Origin of the sequence: Streptomyces sp. WAC06614 (assembly GCF_003949795.1) — a bacterium.
In the GTDB taxonomy this organism is placed as follows: domain Bacteria; phylum Actinomycetota; class Actinomycetes; order Streptomycetales; family Streptomycetaceae; genus Streptomyces.
This window is the reverse complement of the sequence record NZ_RPRY01000030.1, coordinates 13008-39662: the sequence shown is the minus strand read 5'-3', so window position 1 is coordinate 39662 and position 26655 is coordinate 13008. Positions and strand designations below refer to the sequence as shown.

Below are 26655 nucleotides of genomic sequence, written 5' to 3'. Positions count from 1 at the left end.
CCCCCTCACTTCGCGACAGCGCCGCCACGCCCGGTACGCTCACCGCCGTGCCCCACGCTGATCAGCCCAGAACGACCCAGAACGACGCCCCGGCAACGCCGCCGGGCGCGCCGCGGCCCCAGAGCCCGCGCCCGACCCCGCTCGGCGCGCTCGCCGCCCGGCTGGGCGGCCAGGCGCCGACGGCCGACGCGACGATCACCGGCATCACGCACGACTCCCGTGCGGTCCGCCCCGGCGACCTGTACGCGGCCCTGCCCGGCGCCCGAGTGCACGGCGCCGAGTTCGCCGCCCAGGCCGCACAGCGCGGCGCCGCGGCGGTGCTGACCGACCCGGCGGGCGCCGACCGCGCCGCCGCCACGGGCCTGCCGGTGCTGACCGTCGCCGACCCGCGCGGCCGGATGGGGGAGCTCGCCGCCGAGATCTACGGCCGCCCGGGTGAGGCGCTGGTCCAGATCGGCATCACGGGCACCTCCGGCAAGACCACCACCGCCTACCTCGTCGAGGGCGGCCTGCGCGGCGCCGGCCGCGCGACCGGACTCGTCGGCACCGTCGAGATGCGCATCGGCGACGAGCGCATCAAGTCCGAGCGGACCACCCCCGAGGCCACCGACCTCCAGGCGCTGTTCGCCGTCATGCGCGAGCGCGGCGTGGAGGCCGTGGCCATGGAGGTCTCCAGCCACGCCCTGGTGCTCGGCCGGGTCGACGGCTGCGTCTTCGACGTCGCCGTCTTCAACAACCTCAGCCCGGAACACATGGAGTTCCACTCCGACATGGAGGACTACTTCCAGGCCAAGGCCCGGCTGTTCACGCCGGAGCGGGCCCGGGTGGGCGTGGTCAACGTCGACGACGAGTACGGCCGCCGGCTCGCCAAGGAGTCCTCCGTCCCGGTCGTCACCTTCTCCGCCACCGGTGACCCGGCCGCCGACTGGCGCGCCGAGGACGTCGTCACCGGCCACCTGGACTCCACCCTGACCCTGGTCGGGCCCGACGGGCAGCGCGTCCGGGCCAAGGCCCCGCTGCCCGGCCCGTTCAACGTCGCCAACACCGTCGCCGCCATCGTCACCCTGGCCACCGCCGGCCTGGACCCGCAGACCGCCGCCGACGGCGTCGCCGCCGTCCCGGGCGTGCCCGGCCGGCTGGAGCGGGTCGACGCGGGACAGCCCTACCTGGCCGTCGTCGACTACGCGCACAAGACCGACGCCGTCGTCTCCGTGCTGCGGGCCCTGCGCGAGGTCACCACCGGCAAGCTGCACATCGTGCTCGGCTGCGGCGGCGACCGCGACACCACCAAGCGCGGCCCGATGGGCGCCGCCGCCGCCCGGTACGCCGACACCGCCGTCCTGACCTCCGACAACCCGCGCTCCGAGGACCCCCTGGCGATCCTCGCCGCCATGTTCGAAGGCGCCGTCTCCGTGCCCCCCGCCGAGCGGGGGACCGTCCTGGTGGACGCCGACCGTGCCGCGGCCGTCGCCGCCGCCGTGGCCCGGGCCGAGCCCGGCGACACCGTGCTCGTCGCCGGCAAGGGCCACGAGCAGGGCCAGGAGACCGCGGGCGTCGTCCGCCCCTTCGACGACCGCGCCGTGCTGCGCGCCGCCATCGAGGCCGCCCAGCGGCACGCCGACCGAACCCACGCCCGACAGGCCGAGGAGACCACCCCGTGATCCCCCTCTCCCTCGCCGAGATCGCCGACATCACCGGCGGGCAGCTCCACGACATACCGGATCCGGCCGCCCAGGTCACCGGCCCCGTCGTGTACGACTCCCGCCAGGTGGAGGACGGCAGCCTGTTCGCCGCCTTCGTCGGCGAGCAGGTCGACGGTCACGACTACGCCGCCGCCGCGGTCGCCGCCGGCGCGGTCGCCGTCCTGGCGAGCCGTCCCGTCGGCGTGCCCGCCGTCGTCGTCGACGACGTGGTCAGCGCGCTCGGCGCGCTGGCCGGCGCCGTCGTCGCCCGGATCGGCACCGACGTGGTGGCCCTGACCGGTTCGGCCGGCAAGACCTCCACCAAGGACCTCATCGCCCAGGTCCTCCAGCACCACGCGCCCACCGTGTGGACGCCGGGGAACCTCAACAACGAGATCGGCCTGCCGATCACGACGCTGCGCGCCACCGAGGACACCCGGCACCTGGTGCTGGAGATGGGCGCCCGCGGCATCGGCCACATCCGCTACCTCACCGGGCTCACCCCGCCCCGGATCGGCCTGGTGCTCAACGTCGGCACCGCCCACATCGGCGAGTTCGGCGGCCGCGAGGCCATCGCCCAGGCCAAGGGCGAGCTGGTCGAGGCCCTGCCGGCCGAGGCCGACGGCGGCGTCGCCGTCCTCAACGCCGACGACCTGCTGGTACGCGCCATGTCCGCCCGGACCAAGGCCCGTACGGTGCTGTTCGGCGAGGCCGAGGACGCCGACGTACGGGCCACCGACGTCCGGATGACGGCCCAGGGACGGCCTTCCTTCACACTGCACACACCCACCGGGTGCAGCGACGTGACCTTGCGGCTGTACGGTGAGCACCACGTGTCGAACGCGCTCGCCGCGGCCGCCGTCGCCCACGTGCTGGGCATGTCCGTCGACGAGATCGCCACCGCGCTCTCCGCGGCGGGCACGCTGTCCCGTTGGCGGATGGAGGTCACCGAGCGGGCCGACGGCGTGACGGTCGTCAACGACGCCTACAACGCGAACCCCGAGTCCATGCGGGCCGCACTGCGCGCGCTGGCCGCCATGGGCGGCGCCGCCCAGGCGAACGGGGGACGTACGTGGGCGGTGCTCGGTCCCATGGCCGAGCTCGGGGACGACTCGCTCGCCGAGCACGACGCGGTCGGACGACTTGTCGTCCGGCTCAACGTGAGCAAGCTCGTGGCAGTCGGGGGCAGGGAAGCGTCCTGGCTGCAACTGGGCGCATATAACGAGGGTTCGTGGGGTGAGGAGTCGGTGCTCGTGTCCGACGCGCAGGCGGCGGTCGACCTGTTGCGCAGTGAACTGCGCCCGGGAGACGTCGTGCTGGTGAAGGCATCCAGGTCCGCCGGTCTGGAGCGGGTCGCGCAGGCGCTGCTCGAAGGCGAGGTCGCCGGCCGATGAGGCAGATCCTGTTCGCGGGTGTCATCGGTATGTTCCTGACGATCATCGGCACCCCGCTGCTGATCAAGCTGCTGGCCCGCAAGGGCTACGGCCAGTTCATCCGGGACGACGGCCCGCGCGGCCACCTGGGCAAGAAGGGCACGCCCACCATGGGCGGCATCTCCTTCATCCTGGCGACGCTCGCCGCGTACGCCCTGACGAAGGTGCTCACCGGCAGCGAGCCGTCGTTCTCCGGTCTGCTCGTGCTGTTCCTGATGGCGGGCATGGGCCTGGTCGGCTTCCTCGACGACTACATCAAGATCGTCAAGCAGCGTTCGCTGGGCCTGCGGGCGAAGGCGAAGATGGCCGGCCAGCTCATCGTCGGCATCGCCTTCGCCGTGCTGGCGCTGCAGTTCAAGGACTCCCGCGGGCTGACCCCGGCGTCCACCAAGCTGTCCTGGGTCTCCGACTTCGGCTGGTCCATCGGGCCGGTGCTGTTCGTGGTCTGGGCGCTGTTCATGATCCTGGCCATGTCCAACGGAGTGAACCTGACCGACGGCCTCGACGGTCTGGCCACCGGCGCCTCCGTGATGGTCTTCGGCGCCTACACGTTCATCGGCGTCTGGCAGTTCCAGGAGTCCTGCGCCAACGCGGCCACGCTGACCAACCCGGCGGCCTGTTTCGAGGTGCGTGACCCGCTCGACCTCGCGGTCGTGGCCTCCGCCCTGATGGGTGCCTGCTTCGGCTTCCTGTGGTGGAACACCTCGCCCGCCAAGATCTTCATGGGTGACACCGGCTCGCTCGCCCTCGGCGGCGCCCTCGCCGGCCTGGCCATCTGCTCCCGCACCGAGCTGCTGCTCGCGCTGCTGGGCGGCCTCTTCGTCCTCATCACGATGTCCGTGATCATCCAGGTCGGCTCCTTCCGGCTCACCGGTAAGCGGGTCTTCCGGATGGCTCCCCTCCAGCACCACTTCGAGCTCAAGGGCTGGTCCGAGGTCCTGGTCGTGGTCCGTTTCTGGATCATCCAGGGCATGTGCGTGATCGTGGGTCTGGGCCTCTTCTACGCCGGATGGGCGGCCGACAAGTGACCACCGACGTGCTCGCACGGTACGGACTGCCGCAGCGGATCACCGTCGCCGGCCTCGGCGTGAGCGGCCTCAGCGCCGCCCGCGCCCTGGCCGGCCTCGGCGCGGCCGTCACCGTGGTCGACAACGGCGACGGCGACGCCCACCGGGCGCGCGCCGCCGAGCTGGCCGAGCAGGGCATCGAGACCCGCCTCGGCCACCTGGCCGACGGCTCCCGCGCCGGGGACGTCCTGCCGGACGGCACCGAGCTGGTCGTGACCTCGCCCGGCTGGAAGCCGGAGAGCCCCCTGTTCCTCGCCGCCGCGAAGGCCGGCGTGGACGTGGTCGGCGACGTCGAGATCGCCTGGCGGCTGCGCGAGCTGGGCGCCCTGCGCCGTGCCCAGGCCGCCGGCTCCGACGTACCGCCGGCCGCCCCCGCCGCGTGGCTGGCCGTCACGGGCACCAACGGCAAGACGACCACCACCCAGATGCTGGCGTCGATCCTGCGGGCCGCGGGCCTGCGCACCGCCGCCGTCGGCAACATCGGCACCCCGATCGTGGACGTGGTCCTCGGCGCCGAGGAGTACGACGTCCTCGCCGTGGAGCTGTCCAGCTACCAGCTGCACTGGGCGCCCAGCGTCCGCGCGCACTCCGCCGCGGTGCTGAACCTGGCCCCCGACCACCTCGACTGGCACGGCTCGATGGAGGCGTACGCCGCCGACAAGGGCCGTATCTACGAGGGCAACACGGTCGCCTGCGTCTACAACGTCGCGGACGCCGCCACCGAGCGCCTGGTGGAGGAGGCCGACGTGGTCGAGGGCTGCCGGGCCATCGGTTTCACCCTCGGCGCCCCCGGCCCGTCCATGCTGGGCGTCGTCGACGGGATCCTCGTCGACCGGGCCTTCGTGGCGGACCGGCAGAAGAACGCACAGGAGCTGGCGCACGTCGAGGACGTGGACCCGCCCGCCCCGCACAACATCGCCAACGCCCTGGCCGCCGCCGCCCTGGCCCGCGCCTTCGGCGTGGAGGCCCGTGCGGTCCGCGACGGCCTGCGGGCCTTCCGGCCCGACGCGCACCGGATCGCGCACGTCGCCGAGGTCGGCGGGGTCACGTACATCGACGACTCCAAGGCGACCAACACCCACGCCACCGCGGCCTCGCTGGCCGCCTACGAGCCGGTGGTGTGGATCGCCGGCGGCCTGGCCAAGGGCGCGACCTTCGACGAGCTGGTCCAGGGCGCCGCGAAGCGGCTGCGCGGTGCGGTCCTGATCGGCGCCGACCGGGCGCTGATCCGGGACGCGCTGGCGCGACACGCGCCCGAGGTCCCGGTCGTGGACCTCGACCGGACCGACACTGGGGCGATGCTCGCAGCGGTCCGGGAAGCGGCCCGCCTCGCCGAGCCCGGCGACACGGTCCTGCTGGCGCCTGCCTGTGCCTCGATGGACATGTTCGCGAACTACAACGAGCGCGGAGACGCGTTCGCCGACGCGGTGCGCCAACTGGCCGCGGAGAGCGCCTAGGTCGCCCGGGTCCAGGGCAGGGGCCCTGTCTGACCGGCTGCTCGCAGGAGTGGAGGGGAAGACACAGATGCCGGCCAAGCAAGTCCTGTCCGGGCGGCGGCCGTCCGGGGTGCGGCCGCAGGGCCGTCGGCGTCCCGTACCGCGGCCGAACGGGCCCGTCGGCCGCGGGCCCGTGGAGCAGTTCCGGCGTACCCGGCGCAAGTTGCGCCGGGCCTGGGACCGGCCGCTCACGGCGTATTACCTGATTTTCGGCAGCGCCCTGCTCATCACCGTGCTCGGGCTGGTGATGGTGTACTCGGCGTCCATGATCAAGGCGCTCCAGCTGGGGCTGGGCGACGCCTACTTCTTCAAGAAGCAGTTCGTCGCCGCCCTGCTGGGCACCGGACTGCTGCTGGTCGCCTCCCGGATGCCGGTGAAGCTGCACCGCGCGCTGTCGTACCCGGTGCTGGCCGCGACCCTGTTCCTGATGATCCTGGTGCAGGTCCCCGGGATAGGGAAGTCGATCAACGGCAACCAGAACTGGATCTCGCTGGGCGGCCCGTTCATGCTCCAGCCCAGCGAGTTCGGCAAGCTGGCGCTGATCCTGTGGGGCGCCGACCTGCTGGCCCGCAAGGGCGACAAGGGCCTGCTGAGCCAGTGGAAGCACCTGCTGGTGCCGCTGGTCCCGGTGGCCTTCCTGCTGCTCGGGCTCATCATGCTCGGCGGGGACATGGGCACGGCGATGATCCTGGGCGCCATCCTGTTCGGCCTGTTCTGGCTGGCCGGGGCTCCGACCCGGATGTTCGTCGCCGTCCTCGCGTTCGCGGGTGTGATCGTGGCCGTGCTCATCAGGACCAGCCCGCACCGCATGGAACGGCTCGCCTGCCTGGGCGCCACCGATCCGGGCAAAGGCGACATGTGCTGGCAGGCCGTCCACGGCATCTATGCCCTGGCCTCCGGCGGATGGTTCGGTTCCGGTCTGGGTGCGAGTGTGGAAAAATGGGGGCAACTACCCGAAGCCCATACCGACTTCATCTTCGCCATCACCGGGGAGGAACTGGGACTGGCGGGGACGCTGTCGGTACTCGCCCTGTTCGCGGCTCTAGGCTATGCGGGTATCCGCGTGGCCGGACGCACGGAGGATCCCTTCGTCAGGTATGCCGCGGGAGGCGTGACCACCTGGATCACGGCGCAGGCCGTGATCAACATCGGTGCGGTGCTCGGTCTGCTGCCGATCGCCGGAGTCCCCCTCCCGCTGTTCTCCTACGGTGGTTCCGCCCTGCTGCCGACCATGTTCGCGGTCGGACTGCTCATCGCCTTCGCGCGGGAGGAGCCGGCCGCGCGCGCGGCGCTCGCGATGCGCCGGCCGAAGTTCGGCTGGAAGCGGGCGAGCCTGAGATGGAAGTCGATGAGACGGCGCGTCACGAGGCGTCCGTCCGGAGAGCGGTGAATTTCGGTGCATGTCGTACTCGCCGGTGGGGGGACCGCCGGCCACATCGAGCCGGCGCTCGCCCTCGCGGACGCCCTGCGCAGGCACGACCCGTCCGTGGGCATCACCGCCCTCGGCACGGAGCGCGGGCTGGAAACGCGTCTGGTCCCGGAGCGGGGCTACGAGCTGGGGCTGATCCCGGCCGTGCCGCTGCCCCGTAAGCCCACCCCCGAGCTGATCACCGTCCCCGGACGGCTGCGCGGCACGATCAAGGCCGCGGAGCAGATCCTGGAGCGCACCAAGGCCGACTGCGTGGTCGGCTTCGGTGGCTACGTGGCCCTGCCCGGCTACCTGGCCGCCAAGCGGCTCGGGGTGCCGATCGTGGTCCACGAGGCCAACGCCAGGCCCGGCCTGGCCAACAAGATCGGCTCCCGCTACGCGGACGCCGTGGCCGTCTCCACGCCCGAGAGCAAGCTGCGGAACGCCCGCTACATCGGCATCCCGCTGCGCCGCTCCATCGCCACCCTGGACCGCGCCGCGGCCCGGCCCGAGGCCCGCGCGGCCTTCGGCCTCGACCCGAACCTGCCGACCCTGCTGGTGTCGGGCGGTTCGCAGGGCGCGCGCCGGCTCAACGAGGTCATCCAGACCATCGCGCCGACCCTCCAGCGCTCCGGGATCCAGATCCTGCACGCGGTCGGCCCGAAGAACGAGGTCCCGCGTGTCGACAACATGCCCGGGATGCCGCCGTACGTCCCGGTACCGTACCTGGACCGGATGGATCTGGCCTACGCCGCCGCCGACATGATGCTGTGCCGTGCGGGGGCCATGACCGTGGCCGAGCTCTCCGCCGTCGGGCTGCCCGCCGCGTACGTCCCGCTGCCGATCGGCAACGGCGAACAGCGGCTGAACGCCCAGCCGGTGGTCAAGGCTGGCGGCGGTCTGCTCGTGGACGACGCGGAGCTGACCCCCGAGTGGGTGCAGAGCCAGGTCCTCCCGGTGCTCGCCGACCGGCACCGCCTGTACGAGATGTCCCGGGCCGCCGCCGAGTTCGGCCGCCGCGACGCCGACGACCTGCTCGTCGCCATGGTGTACGAGGCGATCTCGGCCCACCGGGCCCGCTGAGCCGGACAAGCACGCACGCAGGAGGCACCGAAGTGGCCGGAGCGAAGTCGACGGCGAAGTCGTCCAGCAGATCCGGCCCGCAGGGCCCCGGCGGGAAACTCCGCCGGGGCCCCGTGCTGGCGTCCCTGGCCGCCGCCGTCCTGCTGGTCGGCGGCGCTACTTGGGCCCTGTACGGGTCCGGGTGGCTGCGGGTGGAGAAGGTCACCACCAGCGGCACCGAGGTCCTCACCCCCGCCCAGGTGCTCGCCGCCGCCGAGGTGCCCGTGGGCGAGCCGCTGGTGTCCGTGGACACCGAGGCGGTCGCGGCCCGGCTGCGCGGCCGGCTGCCCCGCATCGATTCGGTCGATGTGGTGCGGGCCTGGCCGCACGGGATCGGTCTGAAAGTGACCGAACGCAAACCCGTCCTGCTCATCAGGAAGGACGCGAACTTCATCGAAGTGGACGCATCGGGCGTGCGGTTCGACACGGTCGGAAAGGCCCCCGCGGGCGTGCCCGTCCTGGAACTGACCGCGCAGCACTCCCCGAGCGCCCGCCGCTTCGACGAGGAACGGCTGCTGCACGAGGCGGTCGGGATCGCCGGGGACCTCCCCGCGGCCGTGGCCAGGCAGACCCTGCGGGTCAAGGTGTCCTCGTACGACGCGGTCGTGCTGGAGTTGGCCGGCGGGCGGAACGTGGTGTGGGGCAGCTCCGAGCACGGGCCGGCGAAGGGCCGTGCGCTGACCGCGCTGCTGAAGGCCGCGCCCAAGGCTGACCACTTCGACGTGAGCGCCCCCAGCGCCCCTGCCGTGTCCGGGAGTTGACGTCCGGTCGAACAGCGACGCACCCTGGTTGGCCAGCGATATGGGTGATCACATAGGGTGAAAAGAAAAACGGGAGGTTCGGCGTGTTCGTTGAACACGCGCTACTTGTCGACTTAGTGTCCTGTCCGGAGAGTACCGAGGAACAGGCACATCTCTCACCCTAAACTTCAGGGTGAGGGTTCGGGTCGGCGCGTTCGGACCGTCCCACATTTCGGCATCAGTCGGCGCACCGCAGGCCCGCGGGGCGACGACACGTAATCGAGGCGAGAGGCCTTCGACGTGGCAGCACCGCAGAACTACCTCGCAGTCATCAAGGTCATCGGTGTCGGCGGCGGTGGTGTCAATGCCATCAACCGAATGATCGAGGTCGGTCTCAAGGGCGTCGAGTTCATCGCCATCAACACGGACGCCCAGGCGCTGTTGATGAGCGACGCCGACGTCAAGCTCGACGTCGGCCGGGAACTGACCCGCGGCCTCGGCGCCGGCGCCAACCCGGCCGTCGGTCGCAAGGCGGCAGAGGACCACCGCGAGGAGATCGAGGAGGTCCTCAAGGGGGCCGACATGGTCTTCGTCACCGCCGGCGAGGGCGGCGGCACCGGCACCGGCGGCGCGCCCGTCGTGGCCAACATCGCCCGCTCCCTGGGCGCCCTGACGATCGGCGTGGTCACCCGCCCCTTCACCTTCGAGGGGCGCCGCCGGGCGAACCAGGCGGAGGACGGCATCGCCGAGCTCCGCGAAGAGGTCGACACCCTCATCGTCATCCCCAACGACCGGCTGCTGTCCATCTCGGACCGCCAGGTCTCGGTGCTCGACGCCTTCAAGTCGGCCGACCAGGTCCTGCTGAGCGGTGTCCAGGGCATCACCGACCTCATCACCACCCCGGGCCTGATCAACCTCGACTTCGCCGACGTCAAGTCCGTGATGTCCGAGGCCGGCTCCGCCCTCATGGGCATCGGCTCGGCCCGCGGCGACGACCGCGCGGTGGCCGCCGCCGAGATGGCGATCTCCTCGCCGCTGCTGGAGGCGTCCATCGACGGCGCCCGCGGCGTGCTGCTGTCCATCTCCGGCGGTTCCGACCTCGGTCTCTTCGAGATCAACGAGGCCGCCCAGCTGGTCAGCGAGGCCGCCCACCCCGAGGCGAACATCATCTTCGGTGCCGTCATCGACGACGCGCTCGGCGACGAGGTCCGGGTGACCGTCATCGCGGCCGGGTTCGACGGCGGACAGCCCCCGGCCCGCCGGGACAACGTCATCGGCGCCGCCTCCACCAAGCGCGAGGAGCCGCCCGCCCCGGCCCGCGCCCCCGAGCCGGTCCGCCCGTCGTTCGGCGGCCTCGGCTCGGTGACCGCCCGCGAGGAGCCCCCGGCCCCGGCCGAGCCGGCTCCGGTCGCCGAGGTCCCGACCGTTCCGGCCGGTGCCCCGCAGGTCCCGACCGCCCGGCCGTACCAGGACAGCCCGGCCGAGGAACTGGATGTTCCGGACTTCTTGAAGTGACGATAGGACAGCAGCACATCGTGGACGGCGCGCACTTCGCCTTCACCGACAGGTGGGGCGGGGTGAGCGCCGTTCCGTACGAGGAGCTCAACCTCGGCGGGGCCGTCGGCGACGACCCCGCCTCCGTACGCGAGAACCGGGCGCGGGCCGCCGGTTCCCTGGGCCTCGACCCGGACCGGGTCGTCTGGATGAACCAGGTGCACGGCCGGGACGTGGCCGTGGTGGACGGCCCCTGGCCGCGCGGGGAGGACGTCCCCGCCGTGGACGCGGTGGTCACCGCCCGCCGGGGGCTGGCCCTCGCGGTCCTCACCGCCGACTGCGTCCCGGTCCTGCTGGCCGACCCGGTCGCCGGGGTCGTGGGCGCCGCCCACGCCGGCCGGCCCGGGCTGGTCGCCGGAGTGGTGCCCGCCGCCGTCGCGGCGATGGTCCGGCTCGGTGCCGAACCCGGCCGGATCGTCGCCCGTACCGGTCCCGCCGTCTGCGGCCGCTGCTACGAGGTGCCCGAGGAGATGCGGACCGCGGTCGCCGAGGTGGTCCCCGCCGCGTTCGGCGAGACCGGCTGGGGCACTCCCGCCGTCGACGTGGTCGCCGGGGTGCACGCGCAGTTGGCGGAGCTGGGGGTGGTGGACGCCTCCTGGTCCCCGGTCTGCACACTGGAGTCGCGGGACCACTTCTCGTACCGCCGTGACCGGGTCACCGGGCGGCTCGCCGGATATGTCTGGTTGGAACCGAGTGATGACGGATCGTAAGGCCGAACTCGCCGCGAACCTGGCGGTGGTGGAGGAGCGCATCGCGTCGGCGTGCGCCGCGGCCGGGCGGGCGCGGGACGAGGTGACGCTCATCGTCGTCACCAAGACCTATCCCGCGACCGACGTACGACTGCTGGCGGACCTGGGCGTCCGTCATGTGGCGGAGAATCGCGACCAGGACGCCGCCCCGAAGGCCGCGGCCTGCGCGGATCTGCCGCTCACCTGGCACTTCGTCGGTCAGTTGCAGACCAACAAGGTCCGTTCCGTGGCGGGATATGCGCATGTGGTGCAGTCCGTCGACCGGTCCCGGCTGGTCACCGCCCTCTCGGGCGCCGCGGAGAAGGCCGGCCGGGAACTCGGCTGCCTGGTGCAGATCGCGCTCGACGCGGAGTCGGGGGAGCGGGGCGAGCGCGGAGGCGCGGCCCCGGACCAGCTGGAGGAGTTGGCGGACCGGGTCGCGGCCGCTCCCGGACTGCGCCTCGACGGCCTGATGACCGTCGCGCCCCTGGCGGGACCGTACGCGGGACGCGAACAGGCCGCCTTCGAGCGGCTGATGGAATTGTCATCCCGCCTGCGCGCGGACCATCCGGCTGCCACGATGGTGTCGGCCGGAATGAGCTCCGACCTGGAACAGGCGGTCATGGCTGGTGCGACACATGTGCGCGTCGGTACTGCGGTACTCGGCGCGAGACCCCGGCTCGGGTAACGTCGCGAAGAAAGTCGGACCACAGCAGAAAATATGGTCATTCCCGCTGACGGGCGGGCGGACCGCGTGGATCGCGGGCAGTTGGTGACTTTTGTGACAAGAGACATTGGTGGCAGGGCGATCCACCCCAGAGCGGAGGACTCGGAGAATGGCCGGCGCGATGCGCAAGATGGCGGTCTACCTCGGCCTCGTGGAGGACGACCGGTACGACAACCCCGGGTACGACCCCGATGACGAGTTCGAGCCGGAACCGGAACCCGAGCGGCTCCGGGAGCGGGACCGCCGGCCCCAGCCGGTGCACCAACCGCCCGTAACGGACGAACCGGTGCGAGTCGTACAGCCCCCGGTGCAGCGAGACCCCGTTCCGTTGTCGGTAGAAAGCGGACGTCCCGCCCGAATCGCCCCCGTGGCATCCATCACACCTGAACGCCCGAACCTGGAGAAGAACGCCCCCGTGATCATGCCCAAGGTCGTGTCCGAGCGGGAGCCGTACCGCATCACGACGCTTCACCCCCGGACCTACAACGAGGCCCGTACCATCGGGGAACACTTCCGTGAGGGCACTCCGGTGATCATGAACCTGACCGAGATGGACGACACGGACGCAAAGCGTCTGGTCGACTTCGCGGCCGGTCTGGTGTTCGGTCTGCACGGCAGCATTGAGCGCGTGACACAGAAGGTGTTTCTGCTGTCTCCTGCTAACGTCGATGTCACGGCGGAGGACAAGGCCCGCATTGCGGAGGGCGGGTTCTTCAACCAGAGCTGAACCGGACCGCGAGGACAAGGGGAGAGGGAAGCACGGGATGGGCGTCGCACTGCAGGTGGTCTACATCGCTTTGGTGTGCTTCCTCATCGTGTTGATCTTCCGACTGGTCATGGACTACGTCTTCCAGTTCGCGCGGTCATGGCAACCCGGGAAGGCGATGGTGGTCGTTCTTGAGGCCACCTACACTGTCACCGATCCACCGCTGAAGCTTCTGCGGCGGTTCATTCCGCCGCTGCGTCTCGGGGGCGTGGCACTCGACCTGTCCTTCTTCGTTCTGATGATCATCGTTTACATCTTGATCAGTCTCGTGAGCACAGCTGCGAGAAGCGTGTGAACGATTTGGTCTTGCCGACTGCCGACGACTACGTAGAGGTGAAGAAGAGATGCCGCTGACCCCCGAGGACGTGCGGAACAAGCAGTTCACGACCGTCCGCCTCCGAGAAGGCTATGACGAGGACGAGGTCGATGCCTTCCTCGACGAGGTCGAGGCCGAACTGACGCGTCTCCTGCGCGAGAACGAGGACCTCCGGGCGAAGCTGGCCGCCGCGACGCGTGCCGCCGCCCAGAACCAGCAGCAGCAGGGTATGCGCAAGCCGGAGCCGCAGGACCAGCGAGGTCCCGGCGCCCCGGTGCCGGCCGCCATATCCGGCCCGCCGCAGCAGCCGCAGATGGGTCCGCCGCAGCTCCCGGGCGGTGCGCCCCAGCTGCCCCCGGGCCCCGGTGGTCACGGTCCGCAGGGCCCCGGCCCGATGGGCGGCCCCATGCAGCACAGCATGGGCGGCCAGAACCAGCTCGGCCAGCCCATGGGCCAGCCGATGGGTCAGCCCATGGGTCAGCAGATGCAGCCGATGGGCCAGCCCATGGGCATGCCGCAGCAGGGTCCCGGTGGCGACAGCGCCGCGCGTGTCCTCTCCCTCGCCCAGCAGACCGCCGACCAGGCGATCGCCGAGGCGCGCTCCGAGGCCAACAAGATCGTCGGCGAGGCCCGCTCGCGCGCCGAGGGCCTGGAGCGGGACGCCCGTGCCAAGGCCGACGCCCTGGAGCGGGACGCGCAGGAGAAGCACCGCGTCGCGATGGGCTCCCTGGAGTCCGCCCGCGCCACGCTGGAGCGCAAGGTCGAGGACCTGCGGGGCTTCGAGCGTGAGTACCGTACGCGGCTGAAGTCCTACCTGGAGTCGCAGCTGCGCCAGCTGGAGACCCAGGCCGACGACTCGCTGGCCCCGCCGCGCACCCCGGCCACCGCCTCGCTGCCGCCGTCGCCGGCGCCGTCGATGGCCCCGGCCGGTGCCATGGGCCACGGCATGGGCGGTCCGTCCCCGATGGGTGCTCCGTCCCCCATGGGTGGCGGCCCCTCCTACGGCGGTCAGCAGCAGATGTCCCCGGCGATGACCCAGCCGATGGCTCCGGTCCGGCCGGCCGCGCCGCAGCCGATGCAGCAGGCGCCCTCGCCGATGCGGGGCTTCCTGATCGACGAGGACGACAACTGACCGTCCTCGGTCGAACCTTCCGGGCCGGGCCCGGTTCCCCGCGGGGAACCGGGCCCGGCCCGTTTCCGTCACGGTGAGCCGGGGCCCGGGTCCGGCCAGACCGCGCCGACGGGCCCCGTCCCGGTGGGGGTCAGGGCGTACGTGGCGGGCCCGGAGCCGGTGAGCCGGAAGGTGCTCATGGCGGCCGGGCCGGTGAAGCAGAAGACGATGCCGACGGTCGGGTCGAAGCACAGGGCCGTCGTCCCCTCCGGGGCGGGGCCCAGTCGGCGCGGACCGGCGTCGGCCCGGTGCACGTGGAGCGCCGTGGACGTGGCGTGCAGCACGGACCCGTCGGGCAGCGGGGCGGCGCCGCGGACCGTGCGGTCCGCGTCGCACGGCCACCACGGGGGCCGGTGGACGGTCCGCGTCCCGGGCCCGCCGGGCCGGCCGACGATGTGCTGTTCCCCACAGGGTGAGCGGTGGACCCAGTGCAGCAGGCCCGGCCCGGAGGCGAACATCAGCCCCATCCGGGCCCGGTCGCGCACCGGGATCTGCTGGTGCACCTCGGGGAACGCCTTTTCCCAGGGCTGCCGCCCGTCACCCGCATATGTCCAATGCGCATCATTTCCGATATTTCTGTGGAATTCCGAGACCTCTCCGTCCTCGCCCAGGAAGAAGGCCCGGTCCGCTCCGGCTCCGAGAACGGCCGCCCCTTTGATCCGCTGTTCCATGGGCCCGATCCTTTCGGAACGCGCGACGGCCCGGCAGCCCCCGAAAGGGTTGCCGGGCCGTACGGGACTCCGGGCGCCGACGCCTTGGGCCTTGCGCCCGCCGCCTTATGCCTTGCGCAGGCGGAAGGCCAGGCCCAGGGACTCGTCCGTGAACGTCTCCCCGTAGCTGTCGTCGGCCGCGCCGCCGGCGAAGTCCGTGGCCAGCACCTCGTCCGCGATCAGCGCCGCGTGGTCGGTCAGGGCCGTGGTCACCTCGGGGTCCGAGGCGGTCCAGCGCAGGGCGATCCGGTCCGCGACGTCCAGGCCGGAGTTCTTCCGGGCCTCCTGGATCATCCGGATCGCGTCACGGGCCAGGCCCGCAAGCCGCAGCTCCGGGGTGATCTCCAGGTCCAGGGCCACCGTGGCGCCCGAGTCGGAGGCCACCGACCAGCCCTCGCGCGGGGTCTCGGTGATGATGACCTCCTCCGGGGTCAGCGTCACCGTCTCGCCGTCGACCTCGACCGTGGCCCCGCCCGAGCGCAGCGCCAGCGACAGCGCCGCCGCGTCGGCCGCGGCCACCGCCTTCGCCACGTCCTGCACGCCCTTGCCGAACCGCTTGCCCAGCGCCCGGAAGTTGGCCTTGGCCGTGGTGTCGACCAGCGAACCGCCGACCTCGGACAGCGAGGCCAGCGAGGAGACGTTCAGCTCCTCGGTGATCTGCGCGTGCAGTTCGGGGGAGAGCGCCTCGAAGCCCGCGGCGGCGACCAGCGCCCGCGACAGCGGCTGACGGGTCTTCACACCCGACTCGGCGCGGGTGGCCCGGCCCAGCTCCACCAGCCGTCGCACCAGCAGCATCTGCTGCGACAGCGTGGTGTCCACCGCGCCCGCGTCGGCCTCCGGCCAGCCGGCCAGGTGCACCGACTCCGGGGCGTCCGGGGTGACGGGGACGACCATGTCCTGCCAGACCCGCTCGGTGATGAACGGGGTCAGCGGGGCCATCAGCCGGGTGACCGTCTCGACCACGTCGTGCAGGGTGCGCAGCGCGGCCTTGTCGCCCTGCCAGAACCGGCGGCGCGAGCGGCGCACGTACCAGTTGGACAGGTCGTCCACGAACGCCGACAGCAGCTTGCCGGCGCGCTGGGTGTCGTACGCCTCCATCGCCTCGGTGACCTCGCCGACCAGCGCGTTCAGCTCCGAGAGCAGCCAGCGGTCGAGGACCGTGCGGTCGGCCGGGGCCGGGTCGGCCGCGGAGGGGGCCCAGTCGGAGGTGCGCGCGTACAGGGCCTGGAAGGCCACGGTGTTCCAGTACGTCAGCAGGGTCTTGCGGACGACCTCCTGGATGGTGCCGTGGCCGACCCGGCGGGCCGCCCACGGGGAACCGCCGGCCGCCATGAACCACCGCACGGCGTCGGCGCCGTGCTGGTCCATCAGCGGGATCGGCTGGAGGATGTTGCCCAGGTGCTTGGACATCTTGCGGCCGTCCTCGGCGAGGATGTGGCCGAGGCAGACCACGTTCTCGTACGAGGACTTGTCGAACACCAGGGTGCCGACCGCCATCAGCGTGTAGAACCAGCCGCGGGTCTGGTCGATGGCCTCGGAGATGAACTGCGCCGGGTAGCGCTTCTCGAACAGCTCCTTGTTCTTGTACGGGTAGCCGTACTGCGCGAACGGCATCGAGCCCGAGTCGTACCAGGCGTCGATGACCTCCGGCACGCGCACCGCGGTGCGCGGGCAACCCGCGCTGGTGCAGGGGAAGGTGACCTCGTCGATGAACGGGCGGTGCGGGTCCAGGCCGGAGTGGTCCTGGCCGGACAGCTCCGACAGTTCCGCGCGCGAACCGACGCAGGTGAGGTGGCCCTCCTCGCAGCGCCAGATCGGCAGCGGGGTGCCCCAGTAGCGGTTGCGGGACAGGGCCCAGTCGATGTTGTTGTTGAGCCAGTCGCCGAACCGGCCCTGCTTGACCGACTCCGGGAACCAGTTGGTCTTCTCGTTCTCCCGCAGCATCGCGTCCTTGACGGCGGTGGTGCGGATGTACCAGGACGGCTGCGCGTAGTAGAGCAGCGCGGTGTGGCAGCGCCAGCAGTGCGGGTAGCTGTGCTCGTAGGCGATGTGCTTGAAGAGCAGGCCGCGGGCGTCGAGGTCGGCGGTCAGCCGCTCGTCGGCCTTCTTGAAGAAGACGCCGCCGACCAGCGGGACCTCCTCGCCGAAGGTGCCGTCGGGGCGGACCGGGTTGACCACCGGCAGGCCGTACGCGCGGCAGACGGCGAGGTCGTCGGCGCCGAAGGCGGGGGCCTGGTGGACCAGACCGGTGCCGTCCTCGGTGGTGACGTAGTCGGCGTTGACCACGAAGTGGGCCGGGGTGTCGAAGGGGACCAGCTCGAACGGGCGCCGGTAGGCCCAGCGCTCCATCTCCTTGCCGGTGAAGGTCTGCCCGGTGGCCTCCCAGCCCTCGCCGAGGGCCTTCTCCAGCAGCGGCCGGGCGACGACGAGCTTCTCCTCGCCGTTGGTCGCCACGACGTACGTGACCTCGGGGTGCGCGGCCACGGCGGTGTTGGAGACCAGGGTCCACGGGGTGGTGGTCCACACGACCAGGGAGGCCTCGCCGGCCAGCGGGCCGGAGGTCAGCGGGAAGCGCACGTAGACCGAGGGGTCCACGACCGTCTCGTACCCCTGGGCCAGCTCGTGGTCGGACAGCCCGGTGCCGCAGCGGGGACACCAGGGGGCGACCCGGTGGTCCTGGACGAGGAGTCCCTTGCCGAAGATCTCCTTCAGCGACCACCAGACCGACTCGACGTACTCGGGGTCCATGGTCCGGTACGCGTCGTCCAGGTCCACCCAGTAGCCCATGCGGGTGGTCAGCTCGGCGAAGGCGTCGGTGTGGCGGGTCACGGACTCGCGGCACTTGGCGTTGAACTCGGCGATGCCGTACGCCTCGATGTCCTGCTTGCCGTTGAAGCCGAGCTCCTTCTCGACCGCCAGCTCGACGGGCAGGCCGTGGCAGTCCCAGCCGGCCTTGCGGGCGACGTGGTAGCCGCGCATGGTGCGGAAGCGCGGGAAGACGTCCTTGAAGACGCGGGCCTCGATGTGGTGGGCGCCGGGCATGCCGTTGGCGGTGGGCGGGCCCTCGTAGAAGACCCACTCGGGGCGGCCCTCGGACTGCTCCAGGGTCTTGGCGAAGGTCTTGTTCTCCTGCCAGAACTCCAGGACCGAGTGCTCCAGGGCGGGCAGGTCCACCTGGGCGGGTACCGGGCGGTACTGCGGCGGGTTCGGCTGCGTACTCATCGGGTGTGGTCTTCCTCCGGCGGTGTCGGGTCCGTCCGGAGGGACGAGAGCGCAACTGGTGCTCCCGCGGTACCACCCTCCTTGGCCGCCGGACGGGTCCGGTGGCCCCCTCATTAGGGGTGCGAGCCGGTTCTACTGACCCACCGCGCGTGCCGTGGGCGTTCTTCCGGCGGCTCCGGGGTGATCCTTCACGCCGCGCTCGCCCCCGGGCTCTCACCGTCCCCGGGTCGCTCCTGGCTGCGTCCGACGCTACTCGTCCCCATCCATGCCTTTCGCTGGGCCCAGTGTACGGTCCGGGGCGCCGGTCGGCAGACCGGTTTCCGCGGGGGCGCGGGGGCGGGGTCCGGGCCGGTGCCGGGCCGGGCGTCCGGGCGGCGCGCGGACGGCGCGCGGGTGGCCCGGACGGTCGGATGCGCCCGTACGGGCTCCGGACTGCTCCGGGTGGCGGAATACCTGGCGCGGAGCTGGGCACAACGGATGCAGGTTGGCCTCTGCGGGTGCGCGCCCCGTTGCCGCGGGGTGGGAGTCGATTTATCGTCCCAGCACGATTCGCGAGCAAGATCACAATATGTGAAGGGGCCGCGGCCATGGTGGCGAAGAAGACGGCATCCACGACCAGAACCAAGGCCGCGGCCAAGAAGGCCCCGGCCAAGGCCGCCAAGAAGGCCCCGGCCAAGAGCCCGGCGAAGGCCGCGGCCAAGGCGCCGGCCAAGGCCACGACCAAAGCTGCGGCCAAGGTCGCGAAGAAGGCTCCGGCCAAGGCGGCGACCAAGGCTCCGGCCAAGGCCGCGAAGAAGGCTCCGACGAAGGCTCCGGCCAAGGCCGCGAAGAAGGCTCCCGTGAGGGCGGCGACCAAGGCTCCGGCGACCAAGGCTCCGGCGACCAAGGCCGCTGCCACCAAGGCTCCGCCGAAGAAGGCGCCCGCGAAGAAGGCGCCGGTCAAGAAGGCGGTCCGGCTGGCCGAGCCGGAGCTGCCCGAGGTGGTGACCGGGGCGGTGGCTGCACGCAAGACCCTGGCCCACGCGCCGGCCACGCACGCGGCCGACTTCGCCGAGGTGCACGACATCGCGGTGACCGGCGGCACGGTGGCCCGCAAGACCCTGGCCCACGCCCCCGAGCCCCCGCCGGCCACGGCGGGCACGTCGGGCACGGCGGGCCGGGCCGCGGCCGCCCGGCCCTCGGCCCCGAAGGCGGCGGCCAAGAAGTCCGCGGCCAAGAAGTCCGCGGCCAAGAAACCGGCGGCCACCAAGACGGCGGCGAAGAAGGCCCCGGCCAAGAAACCGGCGGCCACCAAGACGGCGGCGAAGAAGGCCCCGGCCAAGAAGCCGGCGGCCAGGAAGGCGCCGGCCAGGAGCACCAGGACGGTCAAGGCGTCGGCCCAGGCCAAGGAGGCCGAGGCCGAGGGGGCGGCGTCCGCCGCCGACGGGTCCACCGAGCAGACGGGAGCGGGGAACGTGGTTGCCAAGAAGAACACCGGCACGGGCACGTCGAGGAAGGCCGCCGCGGCGGCGACCAGCGGCCTGCCCAAGGCGCGCGCGACCCTCTCGGTCCCGCCCGGCGAGCTCGCCGTCCGCGCGGACGAGGAGCCCTGGACCGCCGCCGAGGTCGCCGAGGCCCGCACCGAGCTGCAGAGCGAGATCACGCGGCTGCGCAGCGAGCTGCACGCCTCCGAGGAGGCGATCTCCGGTCTGATGCGCGACTCGGGCGACGGCGCCGGCGACGACCAGGCCGACACGGGCACCAAGAACATCACCCGTGAGCACGAACTGGCCCTCGCCTCGAACGCCCGCGAGATGCTGGAGCAGACCGAGCGGGCCCTGGAACGGCTCGACGCGGGCACGTACGGCCTGTGCGAGAACTGCGGGCGCCCCATCGGCAAGGCGAGGATGCAGGCCTTCCCACGGGCCACCCTGTGCGTGGAGTGCAAGCAGAAGCAGGAGCGGCGACACTGATCCCGGCCGTCTGACGTACCCTCGTCCTCAGTTGTCGAGCTAGTTCGAGGGACTCACGTGGCAGAGGCGGAGCGCATCATCGATACGCCGGAGGTCGGGAACGACACGCAGCCGCAGCCGGTGCCCGCGGAGCCCAGGGGGCGCCGGCGGATCACGGCGCTGCTCGTCGTGGCCGTGCTGGCGTACCTCCTCGACCTCGGCAGCAAGATGCTGGTGGTCGCGAAGCTGGAGCACCACGCGCCGATCCGGATCGTCGGGGACCTGCTGAAGTTCGAGGCGATCCGCAACCCGGGTGCCGCCTTCGGCTTCGGCGAGGCCTTCACGATCATCTTCACGATCATCGCGGCCACGGTGATCGTGGTGATCGTGCGGCTGGCCCGCAAGCTCTACAGCCTGCCCTGGGCCATCGCCCTGGGCCTGCTGCTCGGTGGTGCGCTCGGCAACCTCACCGACCGGATCTTCCGCTCGCCCGGCGTCTTCCGCGGGGCGGTCGTGGACTTCATCGCGCCCTCCCACTTCGCCGTCTTCAACCTCGCCGACTCGGCGATCGTGTGCGGCGGCATCCTGATCGTGCTGCTGTCGTTCCGCGGGCTCGACCCGGACGGGACCGTCCACAAGGACTGACCCCAGGCGGGCGCGCAGGACGGGCCCGCGGGGAAGTCCGGCATACTCGACGGGTGAGTACGATTCCCGAGATCCGCACCCTGCCCGTTCCCGACGGCCTCGAAGGCGAGCGCGTCGACGCCGCCATCGCGCGTATGTTCGGTTTTTCCCGGACGAAGGCCGCCGAGCTCGCCGCCTCGGGCAAGGTCTCGGTGGACGGCAGCGTCGTCGGGAAGTCCGAGCGCGTGCACGGCGGCGCCTGGCTGGAGGTCGAGATGCCGGCCCCGCCGCGCCCGGTCGAGATCGTCGCCGAGCCCGTCGAGGGCATGGAGATCGTCCACGACGACGACGACATCGTCGTGATCATGAAGCCGGTCGGCGTCGCCGCCCACCCCAGCCCCGGCTGGACCGGCACCACCGTCATCGGCGGCCTCGCCGCCGCCGGCTACCGGATCTCCACCTCCGGTGCCGCCGAGCGCCAGGGCATCGTGCACCGGCTCGACGTCGGCACCTCCGGGCTGATGGTCGTGGCCAAGTCCGAGCGCGCGTACACCTCGCTCAAGCACCAGTTCCGCGAGCGCATCGTCGACAAGCGCTACCACACCCTGGTCCAGGGCCACCCGGACCCGATGAGCGGCACCATCGACGCGCCCATCGGCCGTCACCCCAGCGCCGACTACAAGTGGGCCGTCACCTCCGACGGCAAGCCCTCGATCACCCACTACGACCTGATCGAGGCCTTCCGCGCGGCCTCCCTGCTCGACATCAAGCTGGAGACCGGCCGCACCCACCAGATCCGCGTGCACATGTCCGCGCACCGCCACCCCTGCGTCGGCGACCTGACCTACGGCGCCGACCCCACCATCGCCAAGCGGCTGGGCCTCACCCGCCAGTGGCTGCACGCGGTGCGGCTCGGTTTCGAGCACCCGTCGGACGGCCGCTGGGTGGAGTTCGAGAGCACCTACCCGGCCGACCTCCAGCACGCCCTGGACGTGATCCGGGCCGAGAGCGAATGACGGCGAAGGGCCCCACGGTCCGGCTGGCGCGCACCGAGGAGGACCGCGCGGCCTGTTTCGCGGTCCGCCGCGAGGTCTTCGTCGTCGAGCAGGGCGTGCCCGAGTCCGTCGAGTACGACGCCTACGACGCCGGGGCCGTGCACGTCCTGGCCGTCGGCCCCGACGGCACCCCGCTCGGCACCGGCCGGCTGCTGCACGGCGCGGCGGCCGAGGCCAAGACCGGCGGCGCCGTCGGCATCGGCTCCCTCGGCCGGCTGGCCGTGCTGGGGTCCGCCCGCGGCACGGGCGTGGGCGCGGCCCTCGTCCGGGCCCTGGAACACGAGGCGGCCCGGCGCGGCCTGACCGCCGTCGACCTGGGCGCGCAGGTCCACGCCCTGGGCTTCTACGAGGGGCTCGGCTACGTGGCGTACGGCCCGGAGTTCGAGGAGGCGGGCATCGCCCACCGGGCCATGCGCCGCACCCTGGACCCGTGACCGGGCCTTACCGCAGGAACAGGGCGGACCTGGCACCCTGGTGCGGGTGGATCAGCTCGCTCTGTTCTTCGTGCTGTTGCTCGGCGCCGTGGTCACCGTGCCGCTCGGCGACCGGCTGGGGCTGCCCGCGCCGGTCCTGATGACCCTGGGCGGGATGGTGATGGCGCTGGTGCCCGCGGTGCCCAACGTCGACTTCCCGCCCGAGTTCATCCTGCCGCTGGTGCTGCCGCCGCTGCTGTACGCCTCCGCCCAGCGCACCTCCTGGCGGCAGTTCGCCGCCAACCTGCGGCCCATCCTGCTGCTGGCCGTGGCGCTGGTCTTCGTGACCACCGCCGCGGTCGCCGCCGTCGCCCATGCCGTGGTGCCCGGTCTGCCGGTGGCCGCCGCCGTGGCGCTCGGCGCGCTGGTGGCCCCGCCCGACCCGGTCGCCGCCACCGCGGTGGCCGGCTCGCTCGGGCTGCCCCGGCGGCTGGTGTCGATCCTGGAGGGCGAGGGGCTGTTCAACGACGTCACCGCCATCGTGCTGTACCACGTGGCGGTGGCCGCCGCCGTCAGCGGCACCTTCTCCTGGCCGGCCGCGCTGGGCGAGTTCGTGCTGTCGGCCGTGGTCGCCGTGGCGGTCGGCCTCGCCCTGGGCTGGGCCACCAACGCGCTGATGGGCCGGCTGGGCGACGCCACCTTGCAGATCGGGCTGACCCTGCTCGTGCCGTTCGTCTCGTACGTGGTGGCGGAGGAGCTGGGCGGCTCGGGCGTGCTCGCCGTGCTGACCACCGCGCTGTTCCTGGCCGAGTACGCGGGTGACGCCGACGACGTGCTGGGCCGGCTGGCCGGGCACACCTTCTGGGAGGTCGTCGACATGCTCGTCACGGGCGTGGCGTTCGGACTGATCGGACTGGAGCTGCACAACGTCTTCGGCACCGCGAAGGGCCGCGAGGCGGAGATGATCGGCTGGGCCGCGGCCGTGGTGGCCACCGTGGTCGGGGTGCGGCTGCTGTGGCTGCTGCCGGCCGCATGGCTCGCCCGCCGGCTGCACACCGGGCGCGACTACGACGAGGAGATCCCGCTCAGCTGGCAGGAGAGCGTGATCATGTGGTGGGCCGGGATGCGCGGGGTGGCCTCGGTGGCGCTGGCGCTGGCCCTGCCGCTCACCGTGGACGGCGGCGGACCGTACCCCGACCGGGACGAGACCGTCTTCATCGCCTTCGCGGTCATCATGACCACCCTGGTGGCCCAGGGCCTGACCCTGCCCTGGCTGGTGCGCCGGCTCGGGGTGGCCGCCGACACCGACGCCGTGCAGGCCTTCGAACGGGAGCTGGCCATCCGGGCCGCCAAGGCCGCCAGACGCCGGCTGAAGGAGATCGAGGAGGTCGAGGACCTCCCGGAGGACCTGCTGGAGCAGCTCCAGCGCCGGGCCTACGACGTGGGCGCCCGGATCAGCCCGGACATGGTCGACGAGGAACGCCGCGAGGCCTGGGCCCAGCGGGTCCAGCGGCTGCACGACATCCAGCGCATCCAGCGCGAGATGATGTCCGCCGCCCGCCACGAGGTGCTCTCGGCCCGCAGCGAGGCCGGCGCCGACCCCGAGGTGGTCGACCGGGTGCTGCGCCACCTGGACGTGCGCAGCCTGCGCCTGTGACCCGCCGTCAGCTGCTTCCCGCGCCGTCGGCGGCCGCCCCCTCGCGCCCCGGCGGGGGGACCGCCGGGGAGGTGGCGATGCGGGGGAGGGCGTAGGGGTGCTCCGCGGCGAGCCAGCCGATGAGCTGCTCGCGGACGGCGCAGCGCACCGTCCAGATGTCGTCGGCGTTGCCGGCCGAGACCACCGCCCGGACCTCCATGGTGTGCGCGGTGGTGCCGGTGACCGCCAGGGTGCCGGTGCGCCCGTCCCACTCCGGGATCCCGGCCAGGACCTCCTGGAGGCGCTCGCGCAGCAGGGCGACGGGGGCGCTGTGGTCCAGGTGGAGGAACACCGTGCCGGTCATCTCGGCGCCGCCGCGCGACCAGTTCTCGTACGGTTTGCCGGTGAAGTACGAGACGGGCATGGTGATCCGCCGCTCGTCCCAGGTGCGGACGGTCAGGAAGGTCAGGGTGATCTCCTCGACCTTCCCCCACTCCTTGTCGACCACCACCGTGTCCCCGATGCGGACGGTGTCGCCGAAGGCGATCTGCAGGCCGGCGAAGACGTTGCCGAGCGTGGACTGGGCGGCGATGCCGGCCACGATGCCGAGGACCCCGGCGGAGGCCAGCAGCGAGGCGCCGGCGGCCTGCATCGCGGGGAAGGTCAGCAGCATCGCCGCCACCGCCACCAGCACGACCGCCGCCGAGACCACCCGGTGGATCAGCGTGACCTGGGTCTGCACCCGGCGGATGCGGGCCTCGTCCGTGGTGCCGGCCGCCCATCGCACGTAAGCCGTGTCCACGGCGGCGTTCGCGATGCGCACCAGCAGCCAGGCCGTGGCGGCGATCAGCGCGAGCGTCAGGGCCTGGCCGACCTCCCGGGGGTGGTCGGGCAGCACCCGGGCCTGCCGGTAGGACCCGCGCAGCAGCGCGGTCGCGAGGACCAGCTGGAACGGCAGCGCGCAGCGGCGCAGCAGGCCCCACAGCGGGGTCTCGGGGTGCCGGGCGTCCAGCCGGCGCAGCAGCAGGTCCAGCAGCTGGCCGACGACGACGGTGAGCAGGACCGTTCCGCCGATCACGATCAGCGGGCGCAGCACGGGCTCCATCTCCATGCCGGTGAACGTATCCGAAGCCGGTCGGCGGAAACTGGCACGATGGGACGCATGGACATCATGCTCTTCCATTCGACGTACGGGCTGCGGCCCGCAGTGCAGGACGCGGCCGGCCGGCTGCGCGCCGCCGGACACACGGTCGTGGTGCCGGACCTCTTCGAGGGACGCACCTTCGACACCGTCGAGGAGGGCATGGCGTTCCGGGACGGGACCGGGCGGGACGAGCTGCTCCGGCGCGCCGTGTCGGCCGCGGCGCCGCACTCGGACAAGGGGCTGGTCTATGCCGGTTTCTCGTTCGGTGGTTCGGTGGCCCAGCAGCTCGCCCTCGCCGACGACCGCAGCCGTGGCCTGCTGCTGTTCCACGGCACGGCCGACATCGCCGACGACACGGCGGTGGACGAGCTGCCGGTCCAGCTGCACGTGGCAGACCCGGACCCGTTCGAGCCGCACGACTGGCTGACCGCCTGGTACCTGCGGATGCGGCGGGCGGGCGCGGACGTGGAGGTGCACCGGTACCCGGGCGCCGGGCACCTGTTCACCGACCCGGAGCTGCCGGACTTCGACAAGGAGGCCGCCGAGCAGAGCTGGGCGGCGGCCCTGGCGTTCCTCGACAGCCTGTAGGCGCCCGGCCGTACGGCGAGGGGGGCACGGTCCGGCTCGCGCCGGACCGTGCCCCCCTGTGTGTCGCCTGGTCTGCCCCGCCGAGCGTCAGCCCGCGCGGTAGGCGCTCCACATGCTCTTCATCCGGGACACCTGGCCCGCGGTGAACTGGTACATGCACGCGTCGTACGTGTAGTCCATGAAGTTGTGGATCGGGTCCTTGCCGGCCTTGCTGGTGCAGGAGTCACGGCCCTCGGGGCACTCGTACGCGGCGGTCTTCTCGGCCGGGGTGTCGGAGACCGAGTCACCGCTGCCGGTGCAGCCGCCCTGGAAGGTGTGGTACAGGCCCATCCAGTGGCCGACCTCGTGGGTGGCGGTGTCACCCTCGTTGTAGTTGGTGGCCGCGCCGCCGGGCAGCGAGGAGTTGAGCAGGACCACGCCGTCCATCTTGGGCTGGGAGGCGTAGGAGCTGGGGAACGTCGCCCAGCCGAGCAGGCCGCCGCCGAGGTTGGCCGTGTAGACGTTGAGCGCGTTCGCGCCGCCCTTGCGCAGGGCGTTCTTCATGTCCTTCTCGGCCTGGGTGCCGTCGCTGACGTTGTACCAGGCGGCGTTGTCCGTGTAGTCGGTGGAGACCAGCTGGAACCGGTAGCCGGTGTCCACGTTGCCGGTGCCCTGGCCCGCGTAGGCGGCGTTCAGGACGGCGATCTGGTTGTTGATGTCGGTCGCCGTCAGCTTGCCGGCCGTGCCGGACGTGATGACGTGGAAGTACACCGGGATGGTGGTCGCCGTGGCACCGGTCGCACCGGCCACGCGGAGCCCGTCCAGCTTCTGGGGGGTGAGCTGGGAGAGCTTCTTCTTCAGGTCGGCGTCCATGGCTTGGACCTGGGCCTCCGACACCTCGTTGGGCTCGGCGGCCTTGTCGCCCTGCGGCTTGGCGACGCGGGCGTTGGCGGGGGCGGCCTCGGAGCCGGCGCACTGCTCGGCGCCCGTGGGGGCGGCCGCGACGGTGGCGGGGGCGGAGAGCGGGGCGAACGTCAGGGCACCGGTCAGCGCGGCGGCGCCCATCAGACGGCGGCGGAGCAGGGGGGATATGCGGGCAGAAGCGCGCACGTAGAACTCCTCGCAAGCGTGGTGGGGGCGGAG

The 26655-nt window shown here is 72.2% G+C and carries 23 protein-coding genes; 19 read left to right on the top strand and 4 right to left on the bottom strand.

What is annotated here, in order from left to right:
• The 13 genes from EF918_RS06845 to EF918_RS06785 form a co-directional block, all read left to right on the top strand.
• Nucleotides 1–1661 (top strand): UDP-N-acetylmuramoyl-L-alanyl-D-glutamate--2,6-diaminopimelate ligase (locus tag EF918_RS06845; protein WP_125642352.1); only part of this gene is annotated, 1661 nt, incomplete at its 5' end.
• Nucleotides 1658–3076: a UDP-N-acetylmuramoyl-tripeptide--D-alanyl-D-alanine ligase gene (gene murF, locus EF918_RS06840; protein WP_125642349.1), complete on the top strand. Its 1419-nt coding sequence runs from the start codon at nucleotides 1658–1660 to the stop codon at nucleotides 3074–3076. The genes EF918_RS06845 and murF, both read left to right, overlap by 4 nt.
• Nucleotides 3073–4143, top strand: a complete 1071-nt coding sequence (gene mraY, locus EF918_RS06835) for a phospho-N-acetylmuramoyl-pentapeptide-transferase (protein ID WP_125642346.1) — start codon at nucleotides 3073–3075, stop codon at nucleotides 4141–4143. The genes murF and mraY overlap by 4 nt, the downstream gene beginning before the upstream one ends.
• Nucleotides 4125–5639: a UDP-N-acetylmuramoyl-L-alanine--D-glutamate ligase gene (gene murD, locus EF918_RS06830; protein ID WP_125642343.1), complete on the top strand. Its 1515-nt coding sequence runs from the start codon at nucleotides 4125–4127 to the stop codon at nucleotides 5637–5639. The genes mraY and murD overlap by 19 nt, the downstream gene beginning before the upstream one ends.
• Nucleotides 5640–5706: 67 nt before the next feature.
• On the top strand, nucleotides 5707–7068 hold the full coding sequence (gene ftsW, locus EF918_RS06825) for a putative lipid II flippase FtsW (protein WP_125642339.1): 1362 nt from the start codon (nucleotides 5707–5709) through the stop codon (nucleotides 7066–7068).
• Between the two features lie 6 nt (nucleotides 7069–7074).
• Nucleotides 7075–8169 carry an undecaprenyldiphospho-muramoylpentapeptide beta-N-acetylglucosaminyltransferase gene (gene murG / locus EF918_RS06820; protein ID WP_125642336.1) on the top strand — a complete coding sequence of 365 codons (1095 nt, stop codon included), beginning with the start codon at nucleotides 7075–7077 and terminating at the stop codon, nucleotides 8167–8169.
• 32 nt (nucleotides 8170–8201) lie between these two features.
• A complete protein-coding gene (locus EF918_RS06815) occupies nucleotides 8202–8969 on the top strand; it encodes a cell division protein FtsQ/DivIB (RefSeq protein ID WP_125642333.1) in 768 nt (255 codons plus the stop codon).
• Between the two features lie 279 nt (nucleotides 8970–9248).
• Nucleotides 9249–10463, top strand: a complete 1215-nt coding sequence (gene ftsZ / locus EF918_RS06810) for a cell division protein FtsZ (protein WP_125642330.1) — start codon at nucleotides 9249–9251, stop codon at nucleotides 10461–10463.
• 20 nt (nucleotides 10464–10483) lie between these two features.
• On the top strand, nucleotides 10484–11212 hold the full coding sequence (gene pgeF / locus EF918_RS06805; RefSeq protein ID WP_125642364.1) for a peptidoglycan editing factor PgeF: 729 nt from the start codon (nucleotides 10484–10486) through the stop codon (nucleotides 11210–11212).
• Entirely contained in the window at nucleotides 11199–11918 is a 720-nt protein-coding gene (locus tag EF918_RS06800) for a YggS family pyridoxal phosphate-dependent enzyme (RefSeq protein WP_125642327.1), read from the top strand. Before pgeF ends, EF918_RS06800 begins: the two co-directional genes overlap by 14 nt.
• Before the next feature lie 148 nt (nucleotides 11919–12066).
• Entirely contained in the window at nucleotides 12067–12684 is a 618-nt protein-coding gene (locus EF918_RS06795; RefSeq protein WP_125642324.1) for a cell division protein SepF, read from the top strand.
• Between the two features lie 37 nt (nucleotides 12685–12721).
• Nucleotides 12722–13018, top strand: a complete 297-nt coding sequence (locus EF918_RS06790; protein ID WP_125642321.1) for a YggT family protein — start codon at nucleotides 12722–12724, stop codon at nucleotides 13016–13018.
• Between the two features lie 49 nt (nucleotides 13019–13067).
• Nucleotides 13068–14171, top strand: a complete 1104-nt coding sequence (locus EF918_RS06785) for a DivIVA domain-containing protein (protein WP_125642318.1) — start codon at nucleotides 13068–13070, stop codon at nucleotides 14169–14171.
• Between the two features lie 68 nt (nucleotides 14172–14239).
• Here the strand turns inward: EF918_RS06785 and EF918_RS06780 are convergent, their stop codons facing one another.
• Nucleotides 14240–14881, bottom strand: coding sequence for a hypothetical protein (locus EF918_RS06780; RefSeq protein WP_125642315.1), 642 nt, complete (start codon nucleotides 14879–14881; stop codon nucleotides 14240–14242).
• Between the two features lie 105 nt (nucleotides 14882–14986).
• Nucleotides 14987–18142 carry an isoleucine--tRNA ligase gene (gene ileS / locus EF918_RS06775; protein ID WP_125642312.1) on the bottom strand — a complete coding sequence of 1052 codons (3156 nt, stop codon included), beginning with the start codon at nucleotides 18140–18142 and terminating at the stop codon, nucleotides 14987–14989.
• 587 nt (nucleotides 18143–18729) lie between these two features.
• Between ileS and EF918_RS06770 the strand changes: the two genes are divergently transcribed.
• The 5 genes from EF918_RS06770 to EF918_RS06750 are packed head-to-tail and all read left to right on the top strand — an operon-like array spanning nucleotide 18730 to nucleotide 23822.
• Nucleotides 18730–20094, top strand: a complete 1365-nt coding sequence (locus EF918_RS06770; RefSeq protein ID WP_125642309.1) for a TraR/DksA C4-type zinc finger protein — start codon at nucleotides 18730–18732, stop codon at nucleotides 20092–20094.
• A gap of 57 nt (nucleotides 20095–20151) precedes the next feature.
• Entirely contained in the window at nucleotides 20152–20718 is a 567-nt protein-coding gene (lspA, locus tag EF918_RS06765; RefSeq protein ID WP_125642306.1) for a signal peptidase II, read from the top strand.
• 53 nt (nucleotides 20719–20771) lie between these two features.
• Nucleotides 20772–21713 (top strand): RluA family pseudouridine synthase, encoded by a 942-nt coding sequence (locus tag EF918_RS06760; RefSeq protein ID WP_125642303.1) that lies wholly within the window; start codon nucleotides 20772–20774, stop codon nucleotides 21711–21713.
• On the top strand, nucleotides 21710–22186 hold the full coding sequence (locus EF918_RS06755; protein ID WP_125642299.1) for a GNAT family N-acetyltransferase: 477 nt from the start codon (nucleotides 21710–21712) through the stop codon (nucleotides 22184–22186). Before EF918_RS06760 ends, EF918_RS06755 begins: the two co-directional genes overlap by 4 nt.
• 46 nt (nucleotides 22187–22232) lie before the next feature.
• On the top strand, nucleotides 22233–23822 hold the full coding sequence (locus EF918_RS06750; protein ID WP_125642296.1) for a Na+/H+ antiporter: 1590 nt from the start codon (nucleotides 22233–22235) through the stop codon (nucleotides 23820–23822).
• Nucleotides 23823–23829: 7 nt separating this feature from the next.
• Here the strand turns inward: EF918_RS06750 and EF918_RS06745 are convergent, their stop codons facing one another.
• On the bottom strand, nucleotides 23830–24906 hold the full coding sequence (locus EF918_RS06745; RefSeq protein ID WP_125642361.1) for a mechanosensitive ion channel family protein: 1077 nt from the start codon (nucleotides 24904–24906) through the stop codon (nucleotides 23830–23832).
• Nucleotides 24907–24954: 48 nt separating this feature from the next.
• On the opposite strand from EF918_RS06745, the gene EF918_RS06740 reads away from it, so the two are divergent.
• Nucleotides 24955–25533: a dienelactone hydrolase family protein gene (locus EF918_RS06740; protein WP_185921616.1), complete on the top strand. Its 579-nt coding sequence runs from the start codon at nucleotides 24955–24957 to the stop codon at nucleotides 25531–25533.
• An 87-nt stretch (nucleotides 25534–25620) separates the two neighbouring features.
• Here EF918_RS06740 and EF918_RS06735 read toward each other — a convergent pair whose 3' ends face one another.
• Nucleotides 25621–26577, bottom strand: a complete 957-nt coding sequence (locus EF918_RS06735; protein ID WP_125642358.1) for a zinc metalloprotease — start codon at nucleotides 26575–26577, stop codon at nucleotides 25621–25623.
• Nucleotides 26578–26655: the final 78 nt, after the last annotated feature.